Below are 19,626 nucleotides of genomic sequence, written 5' to 3'. Positions count from 1 at the left end.
TAGGGCCGGGGGGCGGGGGGCGCGGTGGGGGCGGGCCCGGGGGGGCGGGGGCCCCCCCGGCCGCGCGGGCCCCGTTGGGTGGCGTCGCGGGCGGCCGCGGCGCCCCGGGGGGCCCCCCCCGCGGCGGTGGCCGGGCACGAGGTGCAACCGGTCGAGCTGCCCTACGGCGACACGGCGCTGTTGATGCTGCTGCGCTGGCCGAGCGCGGGTCTGGCCGACGCCGACGCGCTCACGAAGCCCGAACTACTCCAGCAACGCACCCGGCGTCATCTGGCGCTCGGCCGAGTGATCCGGCGTCTTGGCTTGGTGCGCCCCAGCCAGATCGACCGGACCGAAGCCAGACTGCTCGAATTCTTCGAGAACTTCGACGTGGTGATCACGCCGACGCTCGCCGCGCCGCCGCCGAAGGCCCGGCAGTGGAGCGGGCGCGGGTGGCTCGCGAATGTCGTGTCCTCGGCGCGCTACGCGCCGTTCACCGGGCTGTGGAATCTGCTCGGCTGGCCCGCGGCGTCACTGCCGATGGGTACGCACCCCGAGGCGCACACCCCATTGGCCGCGCAACTGGTCGGTCCGCCGGGGAGCGAGGCCACCTTGCTCGGCCTCGCCGCCCAACTGGAACTGTCGAATCAGGCTTAGACCGCGATCGGCTGCGGCTGCGGTGTCGGCTCCGAGAAACCGCCGTCGACTGCGCGACCGGCGAATTCCAGAATGGTCGGGCGCGTGTCGTCGGCCCGCCATGCCACCGCCAGCTCACACGGGGTGAGACCGGCGACCGGACGCGCGGTCAGCCCGGGCCAGCGGTACATCGGCACATTGTTCTCGGCCAGCAGACACACACCGAGGCCGAGGCTCACGGCCTCCAGCTTGTCCTCGGGGGTGGCCGCCTCGGCGCCGATCTTGGCCGCCTTGCCGCCGCGAGCATCGTTGCCGAGCCAGAAGTCGCGCACCGCGCCCGCCTCGGTGGGCAGGGCGACGAAGGACTCGTCGAGCAGATCGGCGAAGTCGATGCTGTCCTGCTCGGCCAGCGGGTGCGTTTCGGGCAGCAGCACCCAGCGCGGCTCGGTGCGCAGCACCTGCCAGCGATAACGGTTGGGGTCGGGCAGCGGCAGCCACACCAGCGACAGGTCGGCCTGTCGACCGGCCAGGCCACTGGACGGGTCGTTCCACGACGCGGCGTGCAGGGCGAGGCGGTGACCGCTCGCGCTCTCGAGGTCGTTGAGCAGACCACGGCCGAGCGCGGACTGGATACCGACGCGCAGCACCTCGCCTGCTTCCTGGAGGGACACGTTGGTCACCTCCCACAGCTCGAGGATCTTGCGTGCGCCTTCGAGGAGTTCCTTACCGGCGACGGTAAGGGCGACACTGCGCTGGTTGCGGTCGAACAGGACCACGTCGAGCTGGCGTTCGAGCTGGCGGATCTGGCGTGACAACGTCGGCTGAGCGATGTGCAACCGCTGTGCGGCGTTGGTGAAATGCAGTTCCTCAGCGACGGCGACGAAATACCGCAGATCGCGCAAATGCGGGTCCATAGCACCTTGCTATCAGAATCGGTCGGGAAAATCCAGCCAAAACGGGCAAGGAAGTTCGCGGAGGTGGATCAAAACAGTCACCAGGTTGGTAACGCACAGCATATGGCCTGACATGGTGAGCTGCACCATCGGATTGTCTATTGCTCGCGGCGATCGGCTGTGGAGCGGATCTGCGGTGTATCTGGGCAGCTGACCAGCGAAAATGCGTCAGCGTTCACACTCGCTGCGCGGATGTGGCCCGCGCCGCGCCGCTACCGTGCGCGCCGAAAGGTGCCGCTGACCACGGCGCCCGCGCCTCGGCAGGTTAGGGGGTGACATTCGTCACAAACAAGTTTCGAAGGCGGCGAATCCGGCTGCGCGCGAGTGCGCGTCGCAGCCGGAAAACAGCTACTCGCTCTTCTTGAGGCGAAGCACCGCGGGCAGGTCGATCCGGCGCATCCCACGTGCACCGGCGGCCCGCATCGCGGCGACCGCGACGACAAGCTTGTTCATGTCGTACGGGTACCAGAACAATTCCTTGCCCATGGTCGGCAGCTTCGGCTTCGTCATCGCCTGCGCGCGACAGTATTTCCGCAGGCCCGACGCACCGCCCCAGCGCGCGCCGACGCCGGACAGGCCCCAGCCGCCCATCGGCATCGCGGGATTGAACAGGTTCGAGAACACGTCGTTGATGTTCACCGCGCCCGTGTTCAACTGCCTGGCCACGCGTTCGCCGCGCGCCTTGTCGCCCGTCCAGACCGATGCCGAGAGGCCGTAGATCGAATCGTTGGCCAGCCGGATCGCCTCGGCCTCGTCGGCCACCTTCATCACCGGCAGCGTCGGGCCGAAGGTCTCCTCGGCGACGCACGACATCGAATGGTCCACATCGACGAGCACGGTCGGCTCGAAGAAGGTGCCGACGCCGGTGCGTTTGCCGCCGGTGGTCACGCGGGCGCCCGCGGCCACCGCGTCGTCGACGTGGCGCTGCACGATCTGCACCTGGTTCTCGTTGGCCAGCGCGCCGACGTCGTTCTTCGATTCGCGACCGTCGGCGCCCTGGCGCAGCGCGGCGACCGCCGCGGTCAGCTTCGTGACGAACTCGTCGTAGACCGGCGCCTCGACGTAGACCCGCTCGACCGAGATGCACACCTGCCCGGCGTTGAACATGCCGCCGAAGGCGATGCCGTGCGCGGCGCGGTCGATGTCGGCGTCAGCGAGCACGATCGCCGGGTCCTTGCCGCCGAGCTCGAGGCTGTAGGGCACCATCCGCTCCGCGCAGGTGGCCGCGATCTTGCGGCCGGTCGCGGTGGAACCGGTGAACTGGATGTAGTCGGCGTTCTCGACGACGGCCGCGCCGGTCGCGCCCGCGCCGGTGACCACCTTGAACACCGGCGGGGCACCGATCTCGGCCCAGCCGCGGGCCAGCTCCACCGCGGACAGCGGCGTCACCTCCGACGGCTTGAGGATCACTGCGGCGCCGGCGGCCAGCGCGGGGAACACGTCGATCGCGGGCATCGCGAGCGGGAAGTTCCACGGCGTGATCACCCCGACCACGGGATAGGGCCGGTAGGCGACGGTCAGCGATTTCACCCGCGCGAGCGGGCTGTGCGGGGACGGGTGCTCGTCGGCGAGGAACTTGCCCGCCCGGCGCGCGTAGTAGCCGAGGATGTCCACCGCGAACGCCGGATCGATGATCGCGTCGACACGCGGCTTGGCGGTCTCGGACTGCAGCACCGCGGCCAGGTGCTCGGTGTTGTCGATCAGCCAGTCCTGCATCTTCAGCAGCCACATCTTGCGGCCCGCCGGTCCGATCGCTTCCCATTCGGGCTGATAAAGACGCAGTTCCCGCACCGCGGCCGCCACGTCGTCCGGCGTGGTGACCGGCACGGTACCGGCGAGTTCGCCCGTCGCCGGATTGTGTACTTCGATCACCGCGGCGGTCTTGTCGAGTTCGCTCACCGGTCGCTCCTCACGCATTGTCAAGAATTCAGCTCACCGAACTATCGCGCGCGTCCCAGCAATGAGGAGGCGGCGTACCTACTCAGGAGTAGGGAAATCGGTGCGGTATCTATGGCGTTTCCTGAACCTCACTCTCGCGCGCCGCGATCCGGCGCAGCGGCGGCTCGGTGGGCGGCGGGACCCGGCGATCGGGGAGCTCGGCCAGCAGCGCTGTCGTGGCCGCGGCGATGGCCGCGACAGCTTTGTCGACGGCGGGTTTGGTGGCGCTACTCAGGCCGGAGATGCCGCCGACTTTGCGCACATATTGCAAGGCGGCAGCGTAGATCTCCTGCTCGGTGGCGGCAGGCTCCAGACCACGCAAGACGGTGATATTTCTACACATGACAGAACCATAGACCTGTGAGGCATGACACGACAGGCGAAGAATAAGCGGATCTGAAAATCTCGTAACCCACGTGAGATTCGCAGGCCGCCCGTGATCGGCGTCACCGCACTAGACTCGGCCGCATGCCTGCCAGGGGAGTACCAGCGCTGACCACTTTTCCCTACCCGGAACTAGATGAGCGCGAAGAAGATCACTGGTCGGGCGCGGGTGTGAGCGACGACGAACTGCGCGCACTCGCACTCGGTGCCTTCTATTCCACGCGCTGGGACGCCTTCCACGACGCGATGCTGCTCGGCCCCGAACGCGAGCACCCACTCGGTGACCGCCGTGAACTCGCCATCGACACCCTCACCGGTGCCTGGGGCATCACCGACGGCACCGAAGCCCGCGCCTCGATGGAGCAGCTGCTCGAGGGCATGCACGGACCGTTGTATTCGCTGGTGCATCCACTGGTGATGGCCTCGGTCAATGCCAGTGAGCGTGACCGTTTCGGTGAGCGTGCCGACAAGCAGCGCGCGTTTCTCCGTCAGGTCGGTTCGTTTCGGGGGATGGACAACCCTGAGGCGCTGGTCCGCGACTACGACATCTGGGCCCAGGCCATCAAGATCGGCTTCACCGACCATCTATCGCGCCCACTACCCAACGACATCCACGCCTGGGATCTGGCCCGCGTCGTCGCGGTGGCCCGCATGGCGTTCACCGCGGGTTACATCGACGCCGACGTGGCGTGGGAGTACTGCATGCGCGCGCTGGTCCCCGCGCAGCGTCGCTACCGCAACTGGCGCCAGTTCGGCGACGCCTACCTCACCGGCTGGACCTACTGGCAGGCCACCGAGGACCTCGCGGAACTGAAGAACGGCGGCGTCGACCGGCGGATGGAACTGGTGCGGCTGTGGACCAGGCCCACCAGCCCGTGGCGCCGGATCGAGCTCAACGAGCCGGAGCAGAAGGCGGAAACCGAAGCGACCGAACCGAATTGAGTATTCGGTTCGGCCGCCGGTGATTACAGGCTGCGCAGAATCCCGCGGCCGTAGCGCTGGAATTGCGTGTCGTCGACCATGCCGAGCGAATGCCGCTCGACCAGTAATTCCCACTCCGCGTAGAGCTGGTTGACACCCGGGTCGGCGGGCCCCGCGGCACCGTCGGCGGCCTGCCTGCGGACGGCGAAGTTCACCGCGCAGGTGACCCGTTCGGTATCGGCGCGATCGACGCCCGCGAAATGCAGGGTGCGATTGCCGTCGTTGATGTCGATGCCGGATCCGCCGTGGCGCGTATCGACCTCGCCCGGCGCCGAGCGCGTGCCCTCGACGGTGCGGGCGCCGAGAATCGCCGCCACCGCCAATTCGAAGGCATAGCGTTCGCCGCTGCCGATGGAGATGAACAGCACCCGGGAAGTGGTCGCCGCGAGCAGGCCGGTGCCCGATCCCGCGGGCGGGGTGGCCACGGCGATGGCCGTTTCCAAGACGTACTCATCGGGGGTGACGTACCGGTTCAGCGCGGTGACGGCCGATCGGGCGTCTTTGCGCGGCGCCATGCGGCGCACGGCGCGCTCGACATCGGCGCGGGTGGGACCCGATTTTCCCCACTCGGGAGCGGGCGGGGTGAGATCCGGCGCGGCCACGTCGATGCGCTGGGTCGCCATGATCTGGTCGTTGATCCGGTCGACGATGCCGAGGGCGGCAGGCACGTCGTGCTCAGCGATGAGCACCGGAAGGGGAGTGCGGTCGGCGGGAACCCCGGTGAGGACCGCCGTGGGATAACGCAGATAGATCTCGATCACCACCGCTTCGTCGGCGCGCCGATTGAGGCGCACCTTGAGCAGATCGGCAATGGGAACGTCGAGAACACGTTCGCCGTCGGTACCCGGCCGGAGGACGACGAGCCGTCCACCGCCGTGGCGCAGAATCGCTGTGGGTGTTCGTAGCTCGACGATGTCTATACCCCCTGCGCTGTAGTTGTGTCGTCGCCCACGATAAGGCGGGCATGACATGATTGTGGCCACTTGCCACAACCCGGTCGGAGCGTTCGGGAACCTCTTGCGTTCTCCGGCCGTTTACCAGTGCAACTGCACCAGCAGCCGAACTGCGCGATGTATCGAACTAGACCGTACGCGGTAACGTGGCATGTCCGCATCCGAAACCCGCCGATCTCGACGCTTCGCTAGCACACCCGGAGTAATAACCGGAAAGGACTGGGCCGTCCGGCCGACGCTCTATGAACCGCAAGACAGTGTTTCGCACCTTGGCGATCATCTCGGGCATCATGCTCATGATCTGGCTGTTCAGCTTTCTCAGCGATGACACGCGCGGCTGGGAGAGTGTCGACACTTCCGTGGCGCTGACCCAGCTCGAGGACAAAGCGAACGTCAAGAACGTGCAGATCGATGACAAGGAGCAGCAGCTCCGCATCGAACTGAACAACGGCAACGAGGCCACGAGCAACAACGCCAAGATCGTCGCCAAGTACCCCAGTGGTGGGGAGAACTCCGCGCAGATCCTCGACGCCGTGCAGAAGTCCGGCGCGCCGTACGACACCGTTGTCAAGCAGGAGAGCTGGCTTTCCCAGCTGCTGCTGTTCATCGTGCCGATGGTGCTGTTGGTCGGCCTTTTCATCTTCGTGATGTCGCGCATGCAGGGCGGTGGCCGTGGCGGAATGATGGGCTTCGGTAAGTCCAAGGCCAAGCTGCTCACCAAGGACATGCCCAAGACCACGTTCCAGGACGTGGCCGGTGCCGACGAGGCCGTCGAAGAGCTCTACGAGATCAAGGACTTCCTCCAGAATCCGGCTCGTTACCAGGCACTCGGCGCGAAGATCCCCAAGGGCGTGCTGCTCTATGGGCCGCCCGGAACCGGTAAGACGCTGCTGGCCCGCGCGGTCGCGGGTGAGGCCGGGGTGCCGTTCTTCACCATCTCCGGTTCGGACTTCGTCGAGATGTTCGTCGGTGTCGGTGCCTCCCGCGTGCGCGACCTGTTCGAGCAGGCCAAGCAGAACAGCCCGTGCATCATCTTCGTCGACGAGATCGACGCGGTCGGCCGCCAGCGCGGTGCGGGCCTCGGCGGTGGTCACGACGAGCGTGAGCAGACCCTCAACCAGCTGCTGGTCGAGATGGACGGCTTCGGCGATCGCTCGAACATCATCCTGATCGCGGCCACCAACCGGCCCGACATCCTCGACCCCGCGCTGCTGCGTCCCGGCCGGTTCGACCGGCAGATCCCGGTCGGCAACCCCGACCTGGCCGGCCGTCGCGCGATCCTGCGGGTGCACTCGGCGGGTAAGCCGATCTCGCAGGAAGCCGACCTCGAGGGTCTGGCCAAGCGCACCGTCGGCATGTCCGGCGCCGATCTGGCCAACGTCATCAACGAGGCCGCGCTGCTCACCGCCCGCGAGAACGGTTCGGTCATCACCGGCGAATCGCTCGAGGAGTCGGTCGACCGCGTCATCGGTGGCCCGCGCCGCAAGAGCCGCATCATCAGCGAGCACGAGAAGAAGATCACCGCCTACCACGAGGGCGGCCACACCCTTGCTGCCTGGGCGATGCCCGATATCGAGCCCGTCTACAAGGTCACCATCCTGGCCCGCGGCCGCACCGGTGGTCACGCCATGACGGTGCCCGAGGACGACAAGGGCCTGATGACCCGCTCGGAGATGATCTCCCGGCTGGTCTTCGCGATGGGTGGCCGCGCCGCCGAGGAACTGGTGTTCCACGAGCCGACCACCGGCGCGTCCTCCGATATCGACCAGGCCACCAAGATCGCCCGCGGCATGGTCACCGAGTACGGCATGAGTGCCCGCCTCGGCGCCGTGCGCTACGGCCAGGAGCAGGGCGATCCGTTCCTCGGTCGCTCGATGGGCGTGCAGTCCGACTACTCGCACGAGGTCGCCCGCGAGATCGACGAGGAGGTGCGCAACCTCATCGAGGCCGCGCACACCGAGGCATGGTCGATCCTGAGCGAATACCGCGAGCAGCTCGACTCGCTGGCCACCGCGCTGCTCGAGCGCGAGACGCTGCACCGCAAGGATCTCGAGACGATCCTGGCCGGTGTCGAGAAGCGTCCGCGGATCACCGCGTTCAACGATTTCGGTGACCGGCATCCGTCGGACAAGCCGCCGGTGAAGACGCCGGGCGAGCTGGCCGTGGAGCGCGGCGAGCCGTGGCCGCCGGTGCAGCCCGCGCCGGTGCCGGTGCCCAACGGGGCGCCGCCGGTCGAGCCCAACGGTTTTCCGGGCCAGCCTTATGGCCAGCCCGCACCGCCCGCCGCCGGTTACCCGCTGCCCGCCGCGCCGACCCAGGCGTTCCCCCGGCAGTCGGGGACGCACGGTTCGCGGCCCGACTACGGCGCACCGGCCGGATGGTCGGCTCCCGGTTGGCCGCCCCGCGAGGAGCAGCAGCAGGCACCGCAGCAGCAGCCGCAGCCCCCGCAGCAGCAGCCGCAACCGCCACAGGACCAGGGCAGTGCCTGGGGTCGGCCCGAGCAGCAGCAGCCACGGCACGCCAGCGACGGCTTCCAGCCGTGGGGTGCCCAGCCGCAGCCGCCCGTGCGTGACGCCGATCAGGAGAACAAAGAGTGGGAAGGGCCGAACGGCCGCCACTGACCGGTGGCCAACTACGCTCGAAGGTCGAATGCCGAACAAGTACCGGCGTTCGGCACTGGTTCTCGGATTACGCTCGGCCGTCGAATGTCGGGTGGTCGCCGACTTTCGGCTCTGGTTCTCGGCCCGCCCGCCTCTGGACTGAGCGGAGGGTGCGACGAAGGAGTGCCCGGAGGGAGGGAAGAGGCGGGGAACAGGGCCGAGGACCCGCGGCGCCAGCCGCAAATATCACGGAGGTGCGGAGAAGTTGTCGGCCAACAAGCAGGATCTCGATCCGGCAGGTGAGCTGGGTGCGACGAGTCCGTCGGTGCTGACGGCGCTGGCGACCGGTATGCCGTTCGATCAGGCGCGCGCCGAGAACGCGGTGCGTGAGCTGCTGCTCGCCGTCGGCGAGGACCCGGACCGCCCCGGTCTGCTCGACACGCCAGCCCGGGTGGCGCGTGCCTACCGGGAGATGTTCGCCGGGCTCTACACCGAGCCCGACGCGGTGCTGGCGACCACGTTCGACGAGGGTCATCAGGAACTCGTACTGGTCCGCGACATCCCGATGTTCTCCACCTGCGAGCACCACCTGGTCTCGTTCCACGGCGTCGCGCACGTCGGCTACATCCCAGGCTCGCACGGCCGGGTGACGGGGCTGTCGAAGCTGGCCCGTGTCGTCGATCTCTACGCCAAGCGCCCGCAGGTGCAGGAGCGGCTGACCAGCCAGATCGCCGACGCGGTGATGCGCAGGCTGGATCCGCGCGGCGCGATCGTGGTGGTCGAGGCCGAGCACCTGTGCATGGCCATGAGGGGGATCCGCAAGCCCGGCGCGAGCACCACCACCTCGGCGGTGCGCGGCCAGCTGCAGACCGATGCCGCCTCGCGATCCGAGGCGCTGGACCTGATCCTGCGCAAATGAGCGAGCCACTGGTGACCGCCCGTGACCACCGATCGTGTGTGGTCATGGGAGTGGTCAACGTGACCGCTGATTCCTTCTCCGACGGCGGTCGCTACCTCGATCCAGAACTCGCGATCGCGCACGGTGTCGAGCTGTACGAGGCAGGCGCCGATATCGTCGATGTGGGTGGTGAATCCACCAGGCCGGGTGCCGACCGGGTCGATCCCGCCGCCGAGGCCGCCCGGGTCGCTCCGGTGATCCGCGGGCTGGTCGCCGCGGGTGTGCCGACCAGCGTCGACACCATGCGTGCCGAGGTGGCCGAGGCCGCGCTGGCGGCAGGTGTCTCGGTGGTCAACGACGTCTCCGGCGGTCGCGCCGACCCGAACATGGTGAAGGTCGTCGCCGAAGCCGGCGTGCCGTGGATTCTGATGCACTGGCGGGCCGACGCCGACTACCGCCACACCGGCCCCGCCGACCACTACAACGACGTGGTCGCCGAGGTCCGCGCGGAACTAGCAGCCCAGGTCGACCTGGCCGTCGCCGCCGGAGTGACCCCGGACCGGCTGATCCTCGACCCCGGCCTCGGTTTCGCCAAGAACGCCGAACACAACTGGGAACTGCTGGCTGCCCTCCCGGAACTGGTGGCAGGCGGCTTCCCGATCCTGATCGGCGCCTCCCGCAAACGCTTCCTCGGCGCCCTGCTCGCCGACGAGTCCGGCCCCCGGCCCCCTGACGGCCGCGAAACCGCCACCGCCACGCTGTCCGCATTGGCCGCAGGCCACGGCGCCTGGGGTGTGCGCGTCCACGACGTCCGAGCCTCCCTGGACGCCATCGCCGTCGCCGATGCCTGGCGCCGAGCCACCGAAGCCCGAGGAGCTACCCGATGAACTCGTACCTGCTGCCGCCGCCCGCAGGCAGGCCCGCGTCGTCGCGGATCGAGCTGCGCGGGCTGAGCGCGTTCGGCAGGCACGGTGTGTTCGATTTCGAGCGTCGTGACGGCCAGGAATTCATCGTCGATCTGACGGTGTGGGTCGATTTCGCCGCGGCCGCCGCGTCCGACGACCTCGCCGACACCGTCGACTACGGCGCCCTCGCCGAGCGCGCGGTGCGCATCGTGACCGGTCCGCCCCGCAATCTGATCGAAACGGTGGTCTCCGAGATCGCCGACGACGTGATGGCCGACCCGAGGATCGAGGCGGTGGAGGTGGTCGTGCACAAGCCGTCGGCGCCGATCCCGCACACGTTCACCGACGTGCGCGTGGTGGCCACCCGGTTCCGCACGGTGGCCCCGGAGTCGCGGCGATGACTCGCGCGGTGCTCTCGATCGGCTCGAATCTGGGCGATCGGCTCGCGCATCTGCGCAGCGTGCTCGACGCGCTGGGGGAGCGGGTCGTTGCGGTCTCGCCGGTCTACACGACCGCGCCGTGGGGTGGTGTCGACCAAGACGATTACCTCAATGCTGTTGTCACAGCTGAAGATCCGGCCTTCGATGATTACGCCTGGCTGCGTTTCGGTCAGGAGCTCGAGCAGGTGGCTGGTCGCGTGCGCGAGATCCGCTGGGGCGCGCGCACCCTCGACGTGGACGTGGTCCAGTGCACCGACGACACCGGCACGGCGATCGCCCGCGACACCGACCCCACGCTGATCCTGCCGCACCCGCAGGCACACAACCGGGCCTTCGTGCTCATTCCGTGGCTGGCCGTCGAACCGTCCGCGCACCTGCTCGTCGACGGTGCCGCGCGCCCGATCACCGAGCTGCTCGCCGGACTCGAACCGGCGGAAAAGGACGGCGTGGTCCGTACCGATCTGGTGCTACGCGACGAAAGCGCCGACTCGTGCTGAAACCCACCCGGGTACTCGACCTGGCGCTGAACGTGGTGATGGCCGCGGCGGTGGCCTGGGTCGCCACCCGGTTCGCCTATTCCAACTTCCCGTCGATCTCGGTGGCCGCCGGTGCCTCGTTGCTGCCGGTCGCCGCGATCGAGGCGGCGCTCGGGTTCGCGATCAAAGCCAAGATCGCCGATGAGCAGATCGGCGACGGCTCGGGTCAGATGCATCCGATCAACGTCGCCAGGGGTGTGGCATTGGCGAAGGCGTCGCTGCAGGTGGGTTCGCTGGCTGCCGGTGTGTGGCTGGGATTTCTGCTGTGGGTTTTCCCACAGCGCGGGACCGTGACCGCGGCTGCTGCCGATTCGCCGGGCGCGGTGGTCGGTCTGCTCGCCGGTTCAGCCCTGGTTGCTGCGGCTTTGTGGCTGGAGTATTGCTGCCGGGCACCTGAGGACCCACACGAGGATCCCGCTACCACATAGCAACTTGCGAATGGAATCTCCGCAACCTTTGGTGGGCCCACCAGCAGTTTCCGGCTACCCTGGCCCTCATGGTTTCACCCTCCCGCAGCACGGCGCCCCGACGACGGCGGGACGACGCGGGAAAATTCTTCGTCGGTTTCCTCATCCTGCTCGGTCTGACGGCCAGTGTTTTCCTGATCTTCAGCGAAAACGTCCAGTACGTCCGGATCGGCCTGGTAGCAGCCCTGTGGGCAGCGGTGATCGGCGCGCTCGCGGCAACCCGCTACCGCAAGGACGCGGCCGTCGACAAAGCGAAGGTGCGCGATCTGCAGACGGTGTACGAGTTGCAGCTCGAGCGTGAGATCAACGCGCGCCGTGAGTACGAGATGGGTGTCGAGGCGCGGGTGCGGGCCGAAGTCGGCGCCGACTCCTCCGAAATCGCGGCGCTGCGTGCCGAGCTGACCCTGCTGCGCCAGAATCTGCAGGTCCTCTTCGAGGGCGCGCTACCCGACGAGCAACCGGCGCTCCAGGCCGATGCCGTGCGGATCGACGCGTTGCCCGCCGGTGGCTTCAATGCCTTCGACGAGCCGGACCACGATTTCGTCGATAGCCCCGAGGATGCCACCGCCGCCTGGTTCGGCCCGTGGCAGCAACCGCCCAGCGCACTGAAACCCGTCTTCATGCAGCCGGTTTCGGCCAATTTCGCCGACCCCTACGACGACCCGGTCACCGCCGAAACCTCGGCCGTCCAGCTCGACGAATACGCCGAAACCCAGCAGGCGGCCGCCGCCCCGCAGCCCGCCGCGCCGTCCAGCCCGTCGGGAAAGACACCCCCGCCTCGCCTGTCCTCGCCGAACACCCGCCAGGTCACGGACGCGGTCCTCCCGACCGAGCCCACCACCAACGGCAATTCGACGACCCCCGCTCCGGCCGAACCCATTGCCGCCGAGCCCACCCCGACCCCGGTCGCCACAGCCGAACCCACCCCGGCCCCCGCAGCCGCAGCCGACCCGGAGCCCACCCAGCCCCCGGCCACCCGCCCCGAAAAGGCCCCGTCGGTCGGCACCAGCTCCCGCCGACGCCGCCGCGCCGAAACCGAAGGCACCACCCGACTATCGGTGGCCGACATCATGGCCAACCTGGAATCAGAATCCACCCGCTGACGCACCAACTGATTTCGCAAGAACATCGGTAACTCCCCGGGCACGAGCAAACGCACCCCATCACCTCACCGCCGGCCGCCAACACCGCAGTTCACCCACCTAGATCTGGCCTGAAGACGCGGAGAGGCGGCCGTGCGCTAGATCACGGTGGGGGGTGATGGCGCGTGGCCCACAAACCCCTCTATCCTCGACTCGGAACGTCTGGTACCCGCACCGCGGGACTGGAACGCAATCGAGAGGACAACGTTGACCTCGAGAAGTGTCAACCCTGATGGCGCGAATACGAGTGTCGACCCAGCGCCCGCACGACTGACGGTAGGAATCGTCTCGGCGGGACGAGTGGGTTCCGCACTCGGCGTAGCGCTCGAGCGAGCCGGCCATGTGGTCTTCGGTGTCGCCGCGATCTCCGACGCCTCGGTGCATCGCGCCCGTACCCGGCTGCCCGAAGCGCAGGTCCTGCCGATCGAGCAGGTCGCCCAGCGCAGTGAACTACTCCTGCTCGCGGTTCCCGACGCGGAACTGGCGGGCTTGGTCCGCGGCCTCGCCGGTGCGAACGTGGTCCGCCCCGGCACCATCGTCGTGCACACCTCCGGCGCCAACGGCGTCGCGATTCTCGAGCCGCTGACGAAACAGGGCGCGCTCGGCCTCGCGATCCACCCGGCCATGACCTTCACCGGCCACGACGAGGACATCGCCCGCCTCGCCAACGCCTGCTTCGGCGTCACCGCCGCCGACGAGGTCGGTTACGCCATCGCGCAGGCGCTGGTGATCGAGATGGGTGGCGAACCGGTCCGCGTCGAGGAAAACCAGCGTTCGCTCTATCACGCCGCGCTCGCCCACGGCAGCAATCACCTGGTCACGGTGATCGTCGACGCCGTCGCTGCCCTGCGCGAATCCCTCGCGGGCCCCGGCCTGCTCGGCCAGCCGCTGGTCGACGATCAGCCCGGCGGCCTCCCCGAACGTCTGCTCGCCCCCCTCGCCTCGGCCGCCCTCGACAACGCGTTGCGCCGCGGCCAGGCCGCACTGACCGGTCCGGTCGCCCGCGGCGATGTCGATGCCGTGGCCGCCCACCTCGCCGCGCTCGAGCAGGTCGACGACCGCCTGGCCGAGGCCTACCGCGCCAACTCGCTGCGCACCGCCGAACTCGCAAAAACCGATCCGGCACTGCTGGAGCTCCTCGCCAAGGAAGGCCACTGATGGAACCCCGAGAAGTGCATCACCACCAGGGCGGCGCGCGCGCCACCGGCGCCTTCAAAGCGGGCGTCCTGACCGTGCATCACAACCCCGAGGTGCTCGACACCGTCGCCAAGGCCCTGCGCGGCGCCGGACGCACGGTCGGTTTCGTGCCGACCATGGGCGCGCTGCACGAGGGTCATCTGGCGCTCATCCGCCAGGCCAAGCTCGCCAACCAGGTCGTGATCGTCTCGATCTTCGTCAACCCGTTGCAGTTCGGCGCGAACGAAGACCTCGACGCCTATCCACGCACCCTCGACGCCGACCTCGAACTGCTCCGCACCGAGGGCGTCGACCTGGTCTTCGCGCCGACCGTCTCCGACATGTACCCGGACGGCATGCGTACCACGGTCCAGCCCGGCCCGCTCGGTGCCGAGCTCGAAGGCGGCAGCAGGCCGACGCACTTCGCGGGCATGCTCACCGTTGTCGCGAAGCTGCTCAACATCACCCACGCCTCCGAGGCGTACTTCGGTGAGAAGGACTACCAGCAGCTCACCTTGATCCGGCAGATGGTGCGCGACCTGAACATGGACGCCACGATCGTCGCCTACCCGACGGTCCGCGAGCCCGACGGCCTCGCGCTCTCCTCGCGTAACCGCTTCCTCGACGCCACCCAGCGCGAGTCGGCGCTTGCCCTGTCGGCCGCACTCGCCGCGGGCCGCCATGCCGCGGGTCTCGGCCCGGACGCGGTTGTGCAGACCGCCCGCTCGGTCCTCGACGCGGTCGACGGACTCGATGTGGACTACCTCGAACTGCGCGACTCGAACCTGGGCCCGGCTCCCACCGCGGGCAACGCCCGCCTGCTGGTCGCCGCCAAACTCGGCGACATCCGCCTGATCGACAACGCTCCCGTTGTACTCGGCGCCCAGATCGATGGGCACCCCGACGCGAACTCCCTACCTGCCTCGCAGGCGCACTGAAAGGCGACGACGATGTTGCGCACCATGATGAAGTCGAAGATCCACCGTGCCACCGTGACCCATGCCGACCTGCACTATGTCGGCTCGGTGACCGTCGACCAGGACCTGCTCGACGCCGCCGATCTGCTCGAGGGTGAGCAGGTCTGCATCGTCGACATCGACAACGGCGCCCGCCTCGAGACCTACGTGATCGCGGGCGAGCGCGGTTCGGGCGTAATCGGCATCAACGGTGCCGCCGCCCATCTCGTGCACCCCGGTGACCTGGTCATCCTCATCGCCTACGGCCAGATGGACGAGGCCGAGGTCCGCGACTACGACCCCAAGGTGGTCTTCGTCGACGACCGCAACCGTCCGGTGGAGCTGGGCAGCGACCCCGCGCACGCGCCGGAGGGCTCCGGCCTCACCTCACCACGTTCACTGTCGTTCGCCTGAGCGCGGCGGGGGGGCTGGAACAATGCTGCTGACGATCGACGTCCGCAACACCGGGATCGAGCTCGGCCTGTTCTCCGGCAGCGGTGAACACGCGAAACTGGTGCGGCACTGGCGGATTCACACCAATCCGCTGATCACCGCCGACGAGTTCGCGATGCAGGTGCGCGGCCTGGTCGGCGACGACCTCGACCAGATCGTCGGCGTCTCGGCGCTGTCGACCGTGCCGCCGGTGCTGCGCGAACTGCGCGCCATGCTCGCGCGGTACTGGTCCCATGTGCCGCACGTGCTGGTGGAACCCGGGGTGCGAACAGGCATTCCGCTGCTGGTCGACAATCCGAAGGAAGTCGGCGCCGACCGCATCGTCAATTGCCTGGCCGCCTTCCGTAGCTTCGGCGGGCCCGCGATCGTCGTCGATTTCGGCACCGCGATCTGCGTCGACCTGGTTTCGGCCAAGGGGGAATTCCTCGGCGGCGTGATCGCGCCCGGTGTGGAGATATCCGCCGAGGCGCTGGTGGAACGCAGTGCGATGCGCCGCGTCGAGCTGGCGCGACCGCGTTCGGTGGTGGGCAAGAACAGCATGGAGTGCATTCAGTCCGGCGCGATTTTCGGCTTCGCCGGGCTGGTGGACGGCCTGGTCGACCGCATCCGTGACGAATTCGACGCGTTCGCGGGCACCGACGTCACCGTTGTCGCCACGGGGGCGGGCGCACCGCTGATCGTGCCGGAGTCGGAAACGATCGACCAGCACGTGCCGCACCTCACGCTGACCGGTCTGCGTCATGTCTACGAGCGCAACAAAAAGTAGTGTCTGCTAAACTATCGCTCGTGATCTTCCGTGTGAGCACCCAGGAGTGTTGTCGAGGCTAATCTGCCTCGACCGTTCGAGGCTGACGTTTTCCCTCGACCGATTCTCACCTCCTGGAGATGCGCTCATGCGTTCTTCTGTCCTTTCCCTTCCGTCCGCACGTGACGAATACTCCGCGACGCCCCCGCTCGACCGGGCGATCGCCTCGGCATTGCCGACCCGGTTGCGTCCCGCTGACCTGCTGCGACTCACCGACGAAGGCGCCGAAGACGTGCTCTCCGGCCGCTTCGACCACCTCCTGCCCGCCGACGGCATCTGGCCTGCCGACGAACGCTGGGCGACCCGTCTTTCCCACGACGACGAGGTCGATGTCTGGCTGATCAGCTGGACGCCGGGCAAATTCACCGATTTGCACGATCACGCCGGCTCGCTCGGTGCGCTGACCGTGCTCAGCGGCGCCCTCTCGGAATATCGCTGGAATGGTTCGGAGTTACGCAGGCGCACGCTCGCCGCGGGTGATCAGGCATCGTTCCCGATCGGCTGGGTGCACGACGTGGTGCGCGCGCCCGCCGCCGCCGAATCCGTCGGCCCGCTGGATCCCACCTTGAGCGTGCACGCCTATTCCCCGCCGTTGTCGGCGATGTCGTATTACGAAGTGACCGGCCACGGCACGTTGCGCCGAACCAAAACCGTCCTCACCGACCAGCCCGAAGGTGATCTGTGATGAGCCGTTTGTCGATTGATCAGATGCTCGAGAACGCGCGCGCGCGATTGGATCGGGTGTACGTGTACGACGTGGCCACCGCGCTGGAGCGTGGCGCGATTCTGGTCGACATCCGGCCCGCCGCCCAGCGGGTGCGCGAAGGCTCGCTCCCCGGCGCGCTGGTGATCGAGCGGAATGTCCTGGAATGGCGGCTGGATCCGACCTCGTCGGCACGGTTGTCCCTCGCCGTAGATCATGATGTGGAGTGGATCATTTTCTGCTCGGAGGGGTACACGTCGAGTTTGGCCGCGGCCGCCTTGCAGGAGTTGGGGTTGCACCGGGCCAGCGATGTGATCGGCGGATACCAGGCGTTGAAGTCGGCGGGGTTGTTGACGGTCGGCGTCGGTGTCCCGCATTTCGCCCGTGAGGTCGACGCGCTGGCTTCGCTGTAAGGGGGTCGCCGCCCGCGAGTTGGGTTGTCCACGTGGCGAATCAGAGGCCGTCGCGGGTGGTTTGTGTTTCGGTTCTGTGACGTTGATTGCATCCGGTGGGGGAATGGTCGGTGCGGGGTGGGGTTTGCCTCCTGTTCTTTGTGGGCGGAGGTAATCCATTTCGGGGGTGCCGCTAATGTTGTCGGATGTGAGCACTCCTAACCCCGCCGCACCCGGCCGCGCCGCCACAACCGCTGTGGACATCGATGTTCCCGAGCAGATGCGGATTCGCCGGGACAAGCGCGAACGGCTGCTCACCGCGGGTGGTGAGGCCTATCCGGTGGTGGTGCCGCGCACCCACACGCTGGCCGAAATCCGCGCCGCCTACCCGGATCTGGAAGCCGACACCCAGACCGGTCTGCAGGCCGGTATCGCGGGACGCGTCATTTTCGTTCGTAATACCGGCAAGCTGTGCTTTGCCACGCTGCAGGAAGGCGACGGCACCAAGCTGCAGGCGATGATCAGCCTCAACGGTGTCGGTGCCGACGCGCTGGCGGCCTGGAAGGCCGATGTCGACCTCGGTGACTTCGTGTTCGTGCAGGGCGAGGTCATCTCCTCGCGCACCGGCGAATTGAGCGTGATGGCCGATTCCTGGTCGATGGCGGCCAAGTCGCTTCGCCCGCTGCCGGTGGCGCACAAGGAGATGAACGAGGAGTCGCGCGTCCGTGCGCGCTATGTCGACCTGATCGTGCGTCCCGAGGCCAGGGAAATGGCCCGTACCCGCGTGAATGTGGTCCGTGCGCTGCGCAACGCGCTCGAGCGCCGTGGTTTCCTCGAGGTCGAGACCCCGATGCTGCAGACCATCCACGGCGGCGCCGCCGCGCGCCCGTTCGTCACCCGTTCCAACGCGCTGGACATGGACCTTTTCCTGCGTATCGCGCCGGAGCTGTTCCTCAAGCGTTGCGTGGTCGGTGGCCTGGAGAAGGTCTTCGAGATCAACCGGAACTTCCGCAACGAAGGCGCCGACTCGACCCATTCGCCCGAGTTCGCGATGCTGGAAACCTATGAGGCCTACGGCACCTATGACGACTCGGCGACGATGACCCGGGAATTGATCCAGGAAGTCGCGCAAGAGGCATTCGGCACCCTCCTTGTGACACTTGCCGACGGCACTGAATATGATCTCGGTGGCGAGTGGACGACCGTCGAGATGTATCCGTCGCTGTCGGAGTCGATCGGTGTCGAGGTCACTCCGGAAACCTCGGTCGAGGAATTGCTCGCACTCGCCGATCGGGTGGGTCTGGAAATTCCTTCCGGCAAGGGCTACGGTCACGGGAAACTGGTCGAAGAACTATGGGAGCACGCGTATGGCGACAAGCTCTACGCACCGACTTTCGTTCGCGACTTCCCGGTCGAGACTTCACCGCTGACCCGTCAGCATCGCAGCAAGTCCGGTGTCACCGAGAAGTGGGACCTCTATGTTCGCGGCTTCGAGTTGGCAACGGGCTATTCGGAACTGGTAGACCCGGTGATCCAGCGGGAACGCTTCGTCGACCAGGCGAGGTTGGCCGCGGCAGGCGATGACGAGGCCATGGTGCTCGATGAAGACTTCCTCACGGCGATGGAACACGGCATGCCGCCGACCACCGGAACCGGTATGGGAATCGATCGCTTGTTGATGGCACTCACGGGTTCGGGAATCCGGGAAACGATCCTGTTCCCGATTGTGCGACCCACTAGTCGCTGACCAGTGAATTCATGGGGTGAAGACCCCATGTTGGAAATTTCGCATTTCGGGGTATTCTTGCCTCGGGTATTCGGCCTGGAGGCAGGCTTGACGATTTCGAGAGGACGTTCATCTCATGGCAAAGAAGGTCACCGTTAGCCTGATCGACGATGTCGACGGTGAGTCCATCGCGGACGAGACCATCGAGTTCGCTATCGATGGGGTGTCGTACGAGATCGATCTGTCGGACGCAAATGCGGCGCGCCTGCGCGAAGGCCTGGACGAGTGGGTCGCCAACGCCCGCCGTGTGAGTGGCCGTCGCCGGGTGAAGGCCGCCGGTGCACCCGCGCCGCAGGGCAAGAGCCGCGTTTCCATGGACCGTGAACAGAGCGCGGCAATTCGCGAATGGGCTCGCCGTAAGGGCCACAAGGTCTCGGCCCGCGGTCGTATCTCGGCGGAAATCACCGACGCGTACAACAAAGAAGTCGGCAAGAGCTGATTTTTTGGCGGCGCGGGCGCCGCGTGGTTCGCGGCCCCGCCGGTCCCGCTGTTGAGGCACCGTTGCTTGCTCCTTCGTCGCGTACGCAACGGCACCTCAACAGC

At 67.6% G+C, this 19,626-nt stretch carries 21 protein-coding genes; 17 read left to right on the top strand and 4 right to left on the bottom strand.

Annotation, left to right across the window (positions count from 1 at the left end):
* The first annotated feature begins 141 nt into the window (after window positions 1-141).
* The gene (locus tag ACFWPX_RS36185) at window positions 142-636 is read left to right on the top strand and encodes an amidase family protein (RefSeq protein ID WP_378933344.1); all 495 of its coding nucleotides are present in this window, start codon (window positions 142-144) and stop codon (window positions 634-636) included.
* Here ACFWPX_RS36185 and ACFWPX_RS36180 read toward each other — a convergent pair.
* The 3 genes from ACFWPX_RS36180 to ACFWPX_RS36170 all read right to left on the bottom strand — a co-directional run bounded on the left by ACFWPX_RS36180 (window position 633) and on the right by ACFWPX_RS36170 (window position 3,849).
* Window positions 633-1,529 (bottom strand): LysR family transcriptional regulator, encoded by an 897-nt coding sequence (locus ACFWPX_RS36180; protein WP_378918494.1) that lies wholly within the window; start codon window positions 1,527-1,529, stop codon window positions 633-635. The genes ACFWPX_RS36185 and ACFWPX_RS36180 overlap by 4 nt on opposite strands.
* A gap of 387 nt (window positions 1,530-1,916) precedes the next feature.
* Complete coding sequence (locus ACFWPX_RS36175; RefSeq protein WP_378933341.1) at window positions 1,917-3,467, bottom strand: aldehyde dehydrogenase family protein; 1,551 nt, start codon at window positions 3,465-3,467, stop codon at window positions 1,917-1,919.
* A 109-nt stretch (window positions 3,468-3,576) separates the two neighbouring features.
* Window positions 3,577-3,849, bottom strand: coding sequence for a DUF2277 domain-containing protein (locus ACFWPX_RS36170; protein ID WP_378918490.1), 273 nt, complete (start codon window positions 3,847-3,849; stop codon window positions 3,577-3,579).
* Between the two features lie 125 nt (window positions 3,850-3,974).
* Here ACFWPX_RS36170 and ACFWPX_RS36165 point away from each other — a divergent pair, with 125 nt between their 5' ends.
* The gene (locus ACFWPX_RS36165; RefSeq protein ID WP_378918488.1) at window positions 3,975-4,832 is read left to right on the top strand and encodes a DUF1266 domain-containing protein; all 858 of its coding nucleotides are present in this window, start codon (window positions 3,975-3,977) and stop codon (window positions 4,830-4,832) included.
* Window positions 4,833-4,855: 23 nt separating this feature from the next.
* On the opposite strand, the gene ACFWPX_RS36160 is transcribed toward ACFWPX_RS36165, so the two are convergent.
* Complete coding sequence (locus ACFWPX_RS36160; protein WP_378933338.1) at window positions 4,856-5,842, bottom strand: hypothetical protein; 987 nt, start codon at window positions 5,840-5,842, stop codon at window positions 4,856-4,858.
* A gap of 224 nt (window positions 5,843-6,066) precedes the next feature.
* Between ACFWPX_RS36160 and ftsH the strand changes: the two genes are divergently transcribed.
* From ftsH to ACFWPX_RS36085, 15 genes are all read left to right on the top strand, one after another.
* Complete coding sequence (gene ftsH / locus ACFWPX_RS36155; protein ID WP_378918484.1) at window positions 6,067-8,445, top strand: ATP-dependent zinc metalloprotease FtsH; 2,379 nt, start codon at window positions 6,067-6,069, stop codon at window positions 8,443-8,445.
* A 328-nt stretch (window positions 8,446-8,773) separates the two neighbouring features.
* Window positions 8,774-9,343: a GTP cyclohydrolase I FolE gene (gene folE, locus ACFWPX_RS36150; RefSeq protein WP_378918646.1), complete on the top strand. Its 570-nt coding sequence runs from the start codon at window positions 8,774-8,776 to the stop codon at window positions 9,341-9,343.
* Entirely contained in the window at window positions 9,340-10,209 is an 870-nt protein-coding gene (gene folP, locus ACFWPX_RS36145; RefSeq protein ID WP_378933335.1) for a dihydropteroate synthase, read from the top strand. Before folE ends, folP begins: the two co-directional genes overlap by 4 nt.
* Window positions 10,206-10,628: a dihydroneopterin aldolase gene (gene folB, locus ACFWPX_RS36140; RefSeq protein WP_378933332.1), complete on the top strand. Its 423-nt coding sequence runs from the start codon at window positions 10,206-10,208 to the stop codon at window positions 10,626-10,628. The genes folP and folB overlap by 4 nt, the downstream gene beginning before the upstream one ends.
* On the top strand, window positions 10,625-11,164 hold the full coding sequence (gene folK / locus ACFWPX_RS36135; RefSeq protein ID WP_378933329.1) for a 2-amino-4-hydroxy-6-hydroxymethyldihydropteridine diphosphokinase: 540 nt from the start codon (window positions 10,625-10,627) through the stop codon (window positions 11,162-11,164). The genes folB and folK overlap by 4 nt, the downstream gene beginning before the upstream one ends.
* Window positions 11,158-11,631 carry a DUF3180 domain-containing protein gene (locus tag ACFWPX_RS36130; protein ID WP_378918476.1) on the top strand — a complete coding sequence of 158 codons (474 nt, stop codon included), beginning with the start codon at window positions 11,158-11,160 and terminating at the stop codon, window positions 11,629-11,631. Before folK ends, ACFWPX_RS36130 begins: the two co-directional genes overlap by 7 nt.
* Window positions 11,632-11,699: 68 nt before the next feature.
* Window positions 11,700-12,773 (top strand): DUF6779 domain-containing protein, encoded by a 1,074-nt coding sequence (locus ACFWPX_RS36125; RefSeq protein ID WP_378933326.1) that lies wholly within the window; start codon window positions 11,700-11,702, stop codon window positions 12,771-12,773.
* Between the two features lie 246 nt (window positions 12,774-13,019).
* Window positions 13,020-13,970: a Rossmann-like and DUF2520 domain-containing protein gene (locus ACFWPX_RS36120; protein WP_378918472.1), complete on the top strand. Its 951-nt coding sequence runs from the start codon at window positions 13,020-13,022 to the stop codon at window positions 13,968-13,970.
* Window positions 13,970-14,926, top strand: coding sequence for a pantoate--beta-alanine ligase (gene panC, locus ACFWPX_RS36115; RefSeq protein WP_378933324.1), 957 nt, complete (start codon window positions 13,970-13,972; stop codon window positions 14,924-14,926). Before ACFWPX_RS36120 ends, panC begins: the two co-directional genes overlap by 1 nt.
* Before the next feature lie 12 nt (window positions 14,927-14,938).
* A complete protein-coding gene (gene panD / locus ACFWPX_RS36110; RefSeq protein WP_378918468.1) occupies window positions 14,939-15,358 on the top strand; it encodes an aspartate 1-decarboxylase in 420 nt (139 codons plus the stop codon).
* Window positions 15,359-15,380: 22 nt separating this feature from the next.
* The gene (locus ACFWPX_RS36105) at window positions 15,381-16,163 is read left to right on the top strand and encodes a type III pantothenate kinase (RefSeq protein ID WP_378933320.1); all 783 of its coding nucleotides are present in this window, start codon (window positions 15,381-15,383) and stop codon (window positions 16,161-16,163) included.
* Window positions 16,164-16,290: 127 nt separating this feature from the next.
* Window positions 16,291-16,887 carry a cysteine dioxygenase gene (locus ACFWPX_RS36100; RefSeq protein WP_378918464.1) on the top strand — a complete coding sequence of 199 codons (597 nt, stop codon included), beginning with the start codon at window positions 16,291-16,293 and terminating at the stop codon, window positions 16,885-16,887.
* 8 nt (window positions 16,888-16,895) lie between these two features.
* Window positions 16,896-17,318, top strand: a complete 423-nt coding sequence (locus ACFWPX_RS36095; protein ID WP_378933383.1) for a rhodanese-like domain-containing protein — start codon at window positions 16,896-16,898, stop codon at window positions 17,316-17,318.
* Window positions 17,319-17,577: 259 nt separating this feature from the next.
* Window positions 17,578-19,044: a lysine--tRNA ligase gene (gene lysS, locus ACFWPX_RS36090; protein ID WP_378933380.1), complete on the top strand. Its 1,467-nt coding sequence runs from the start codon at window positions 17,578-17,580 to the stop codon at window positions 19,042-19,044.
* Window positions 19,045-19,159: 115 nt separating this feature from the next.
* Window positions 19,160-19,522 (top strand): Lsr2 family protein, encoded by a 363-nt coding sequence (locus ACFWPX_RS36085; protein WP_266297504.1) that lies wholly within the window; start codon window positions 19,160-19,162, stop codon window positions 19,520-19,522.
* The last annotated feature ends 104 nt before the right edge of the window (window positions 19,523-19,626 follow it).

Source organism: Nocardia sp. NPDC058518 (assembly GCF_042719655.1).
Classification (GTDB): Bacteria; Actinomycetota; Actinomycetes; order Mycobacteriales; family Mycobacteriaceae; genus Nocardia.
Note: the sequence above shows the minus strand (reverse complement) of the source record. Positions and strands in the feature narration are given on the sequence as shown.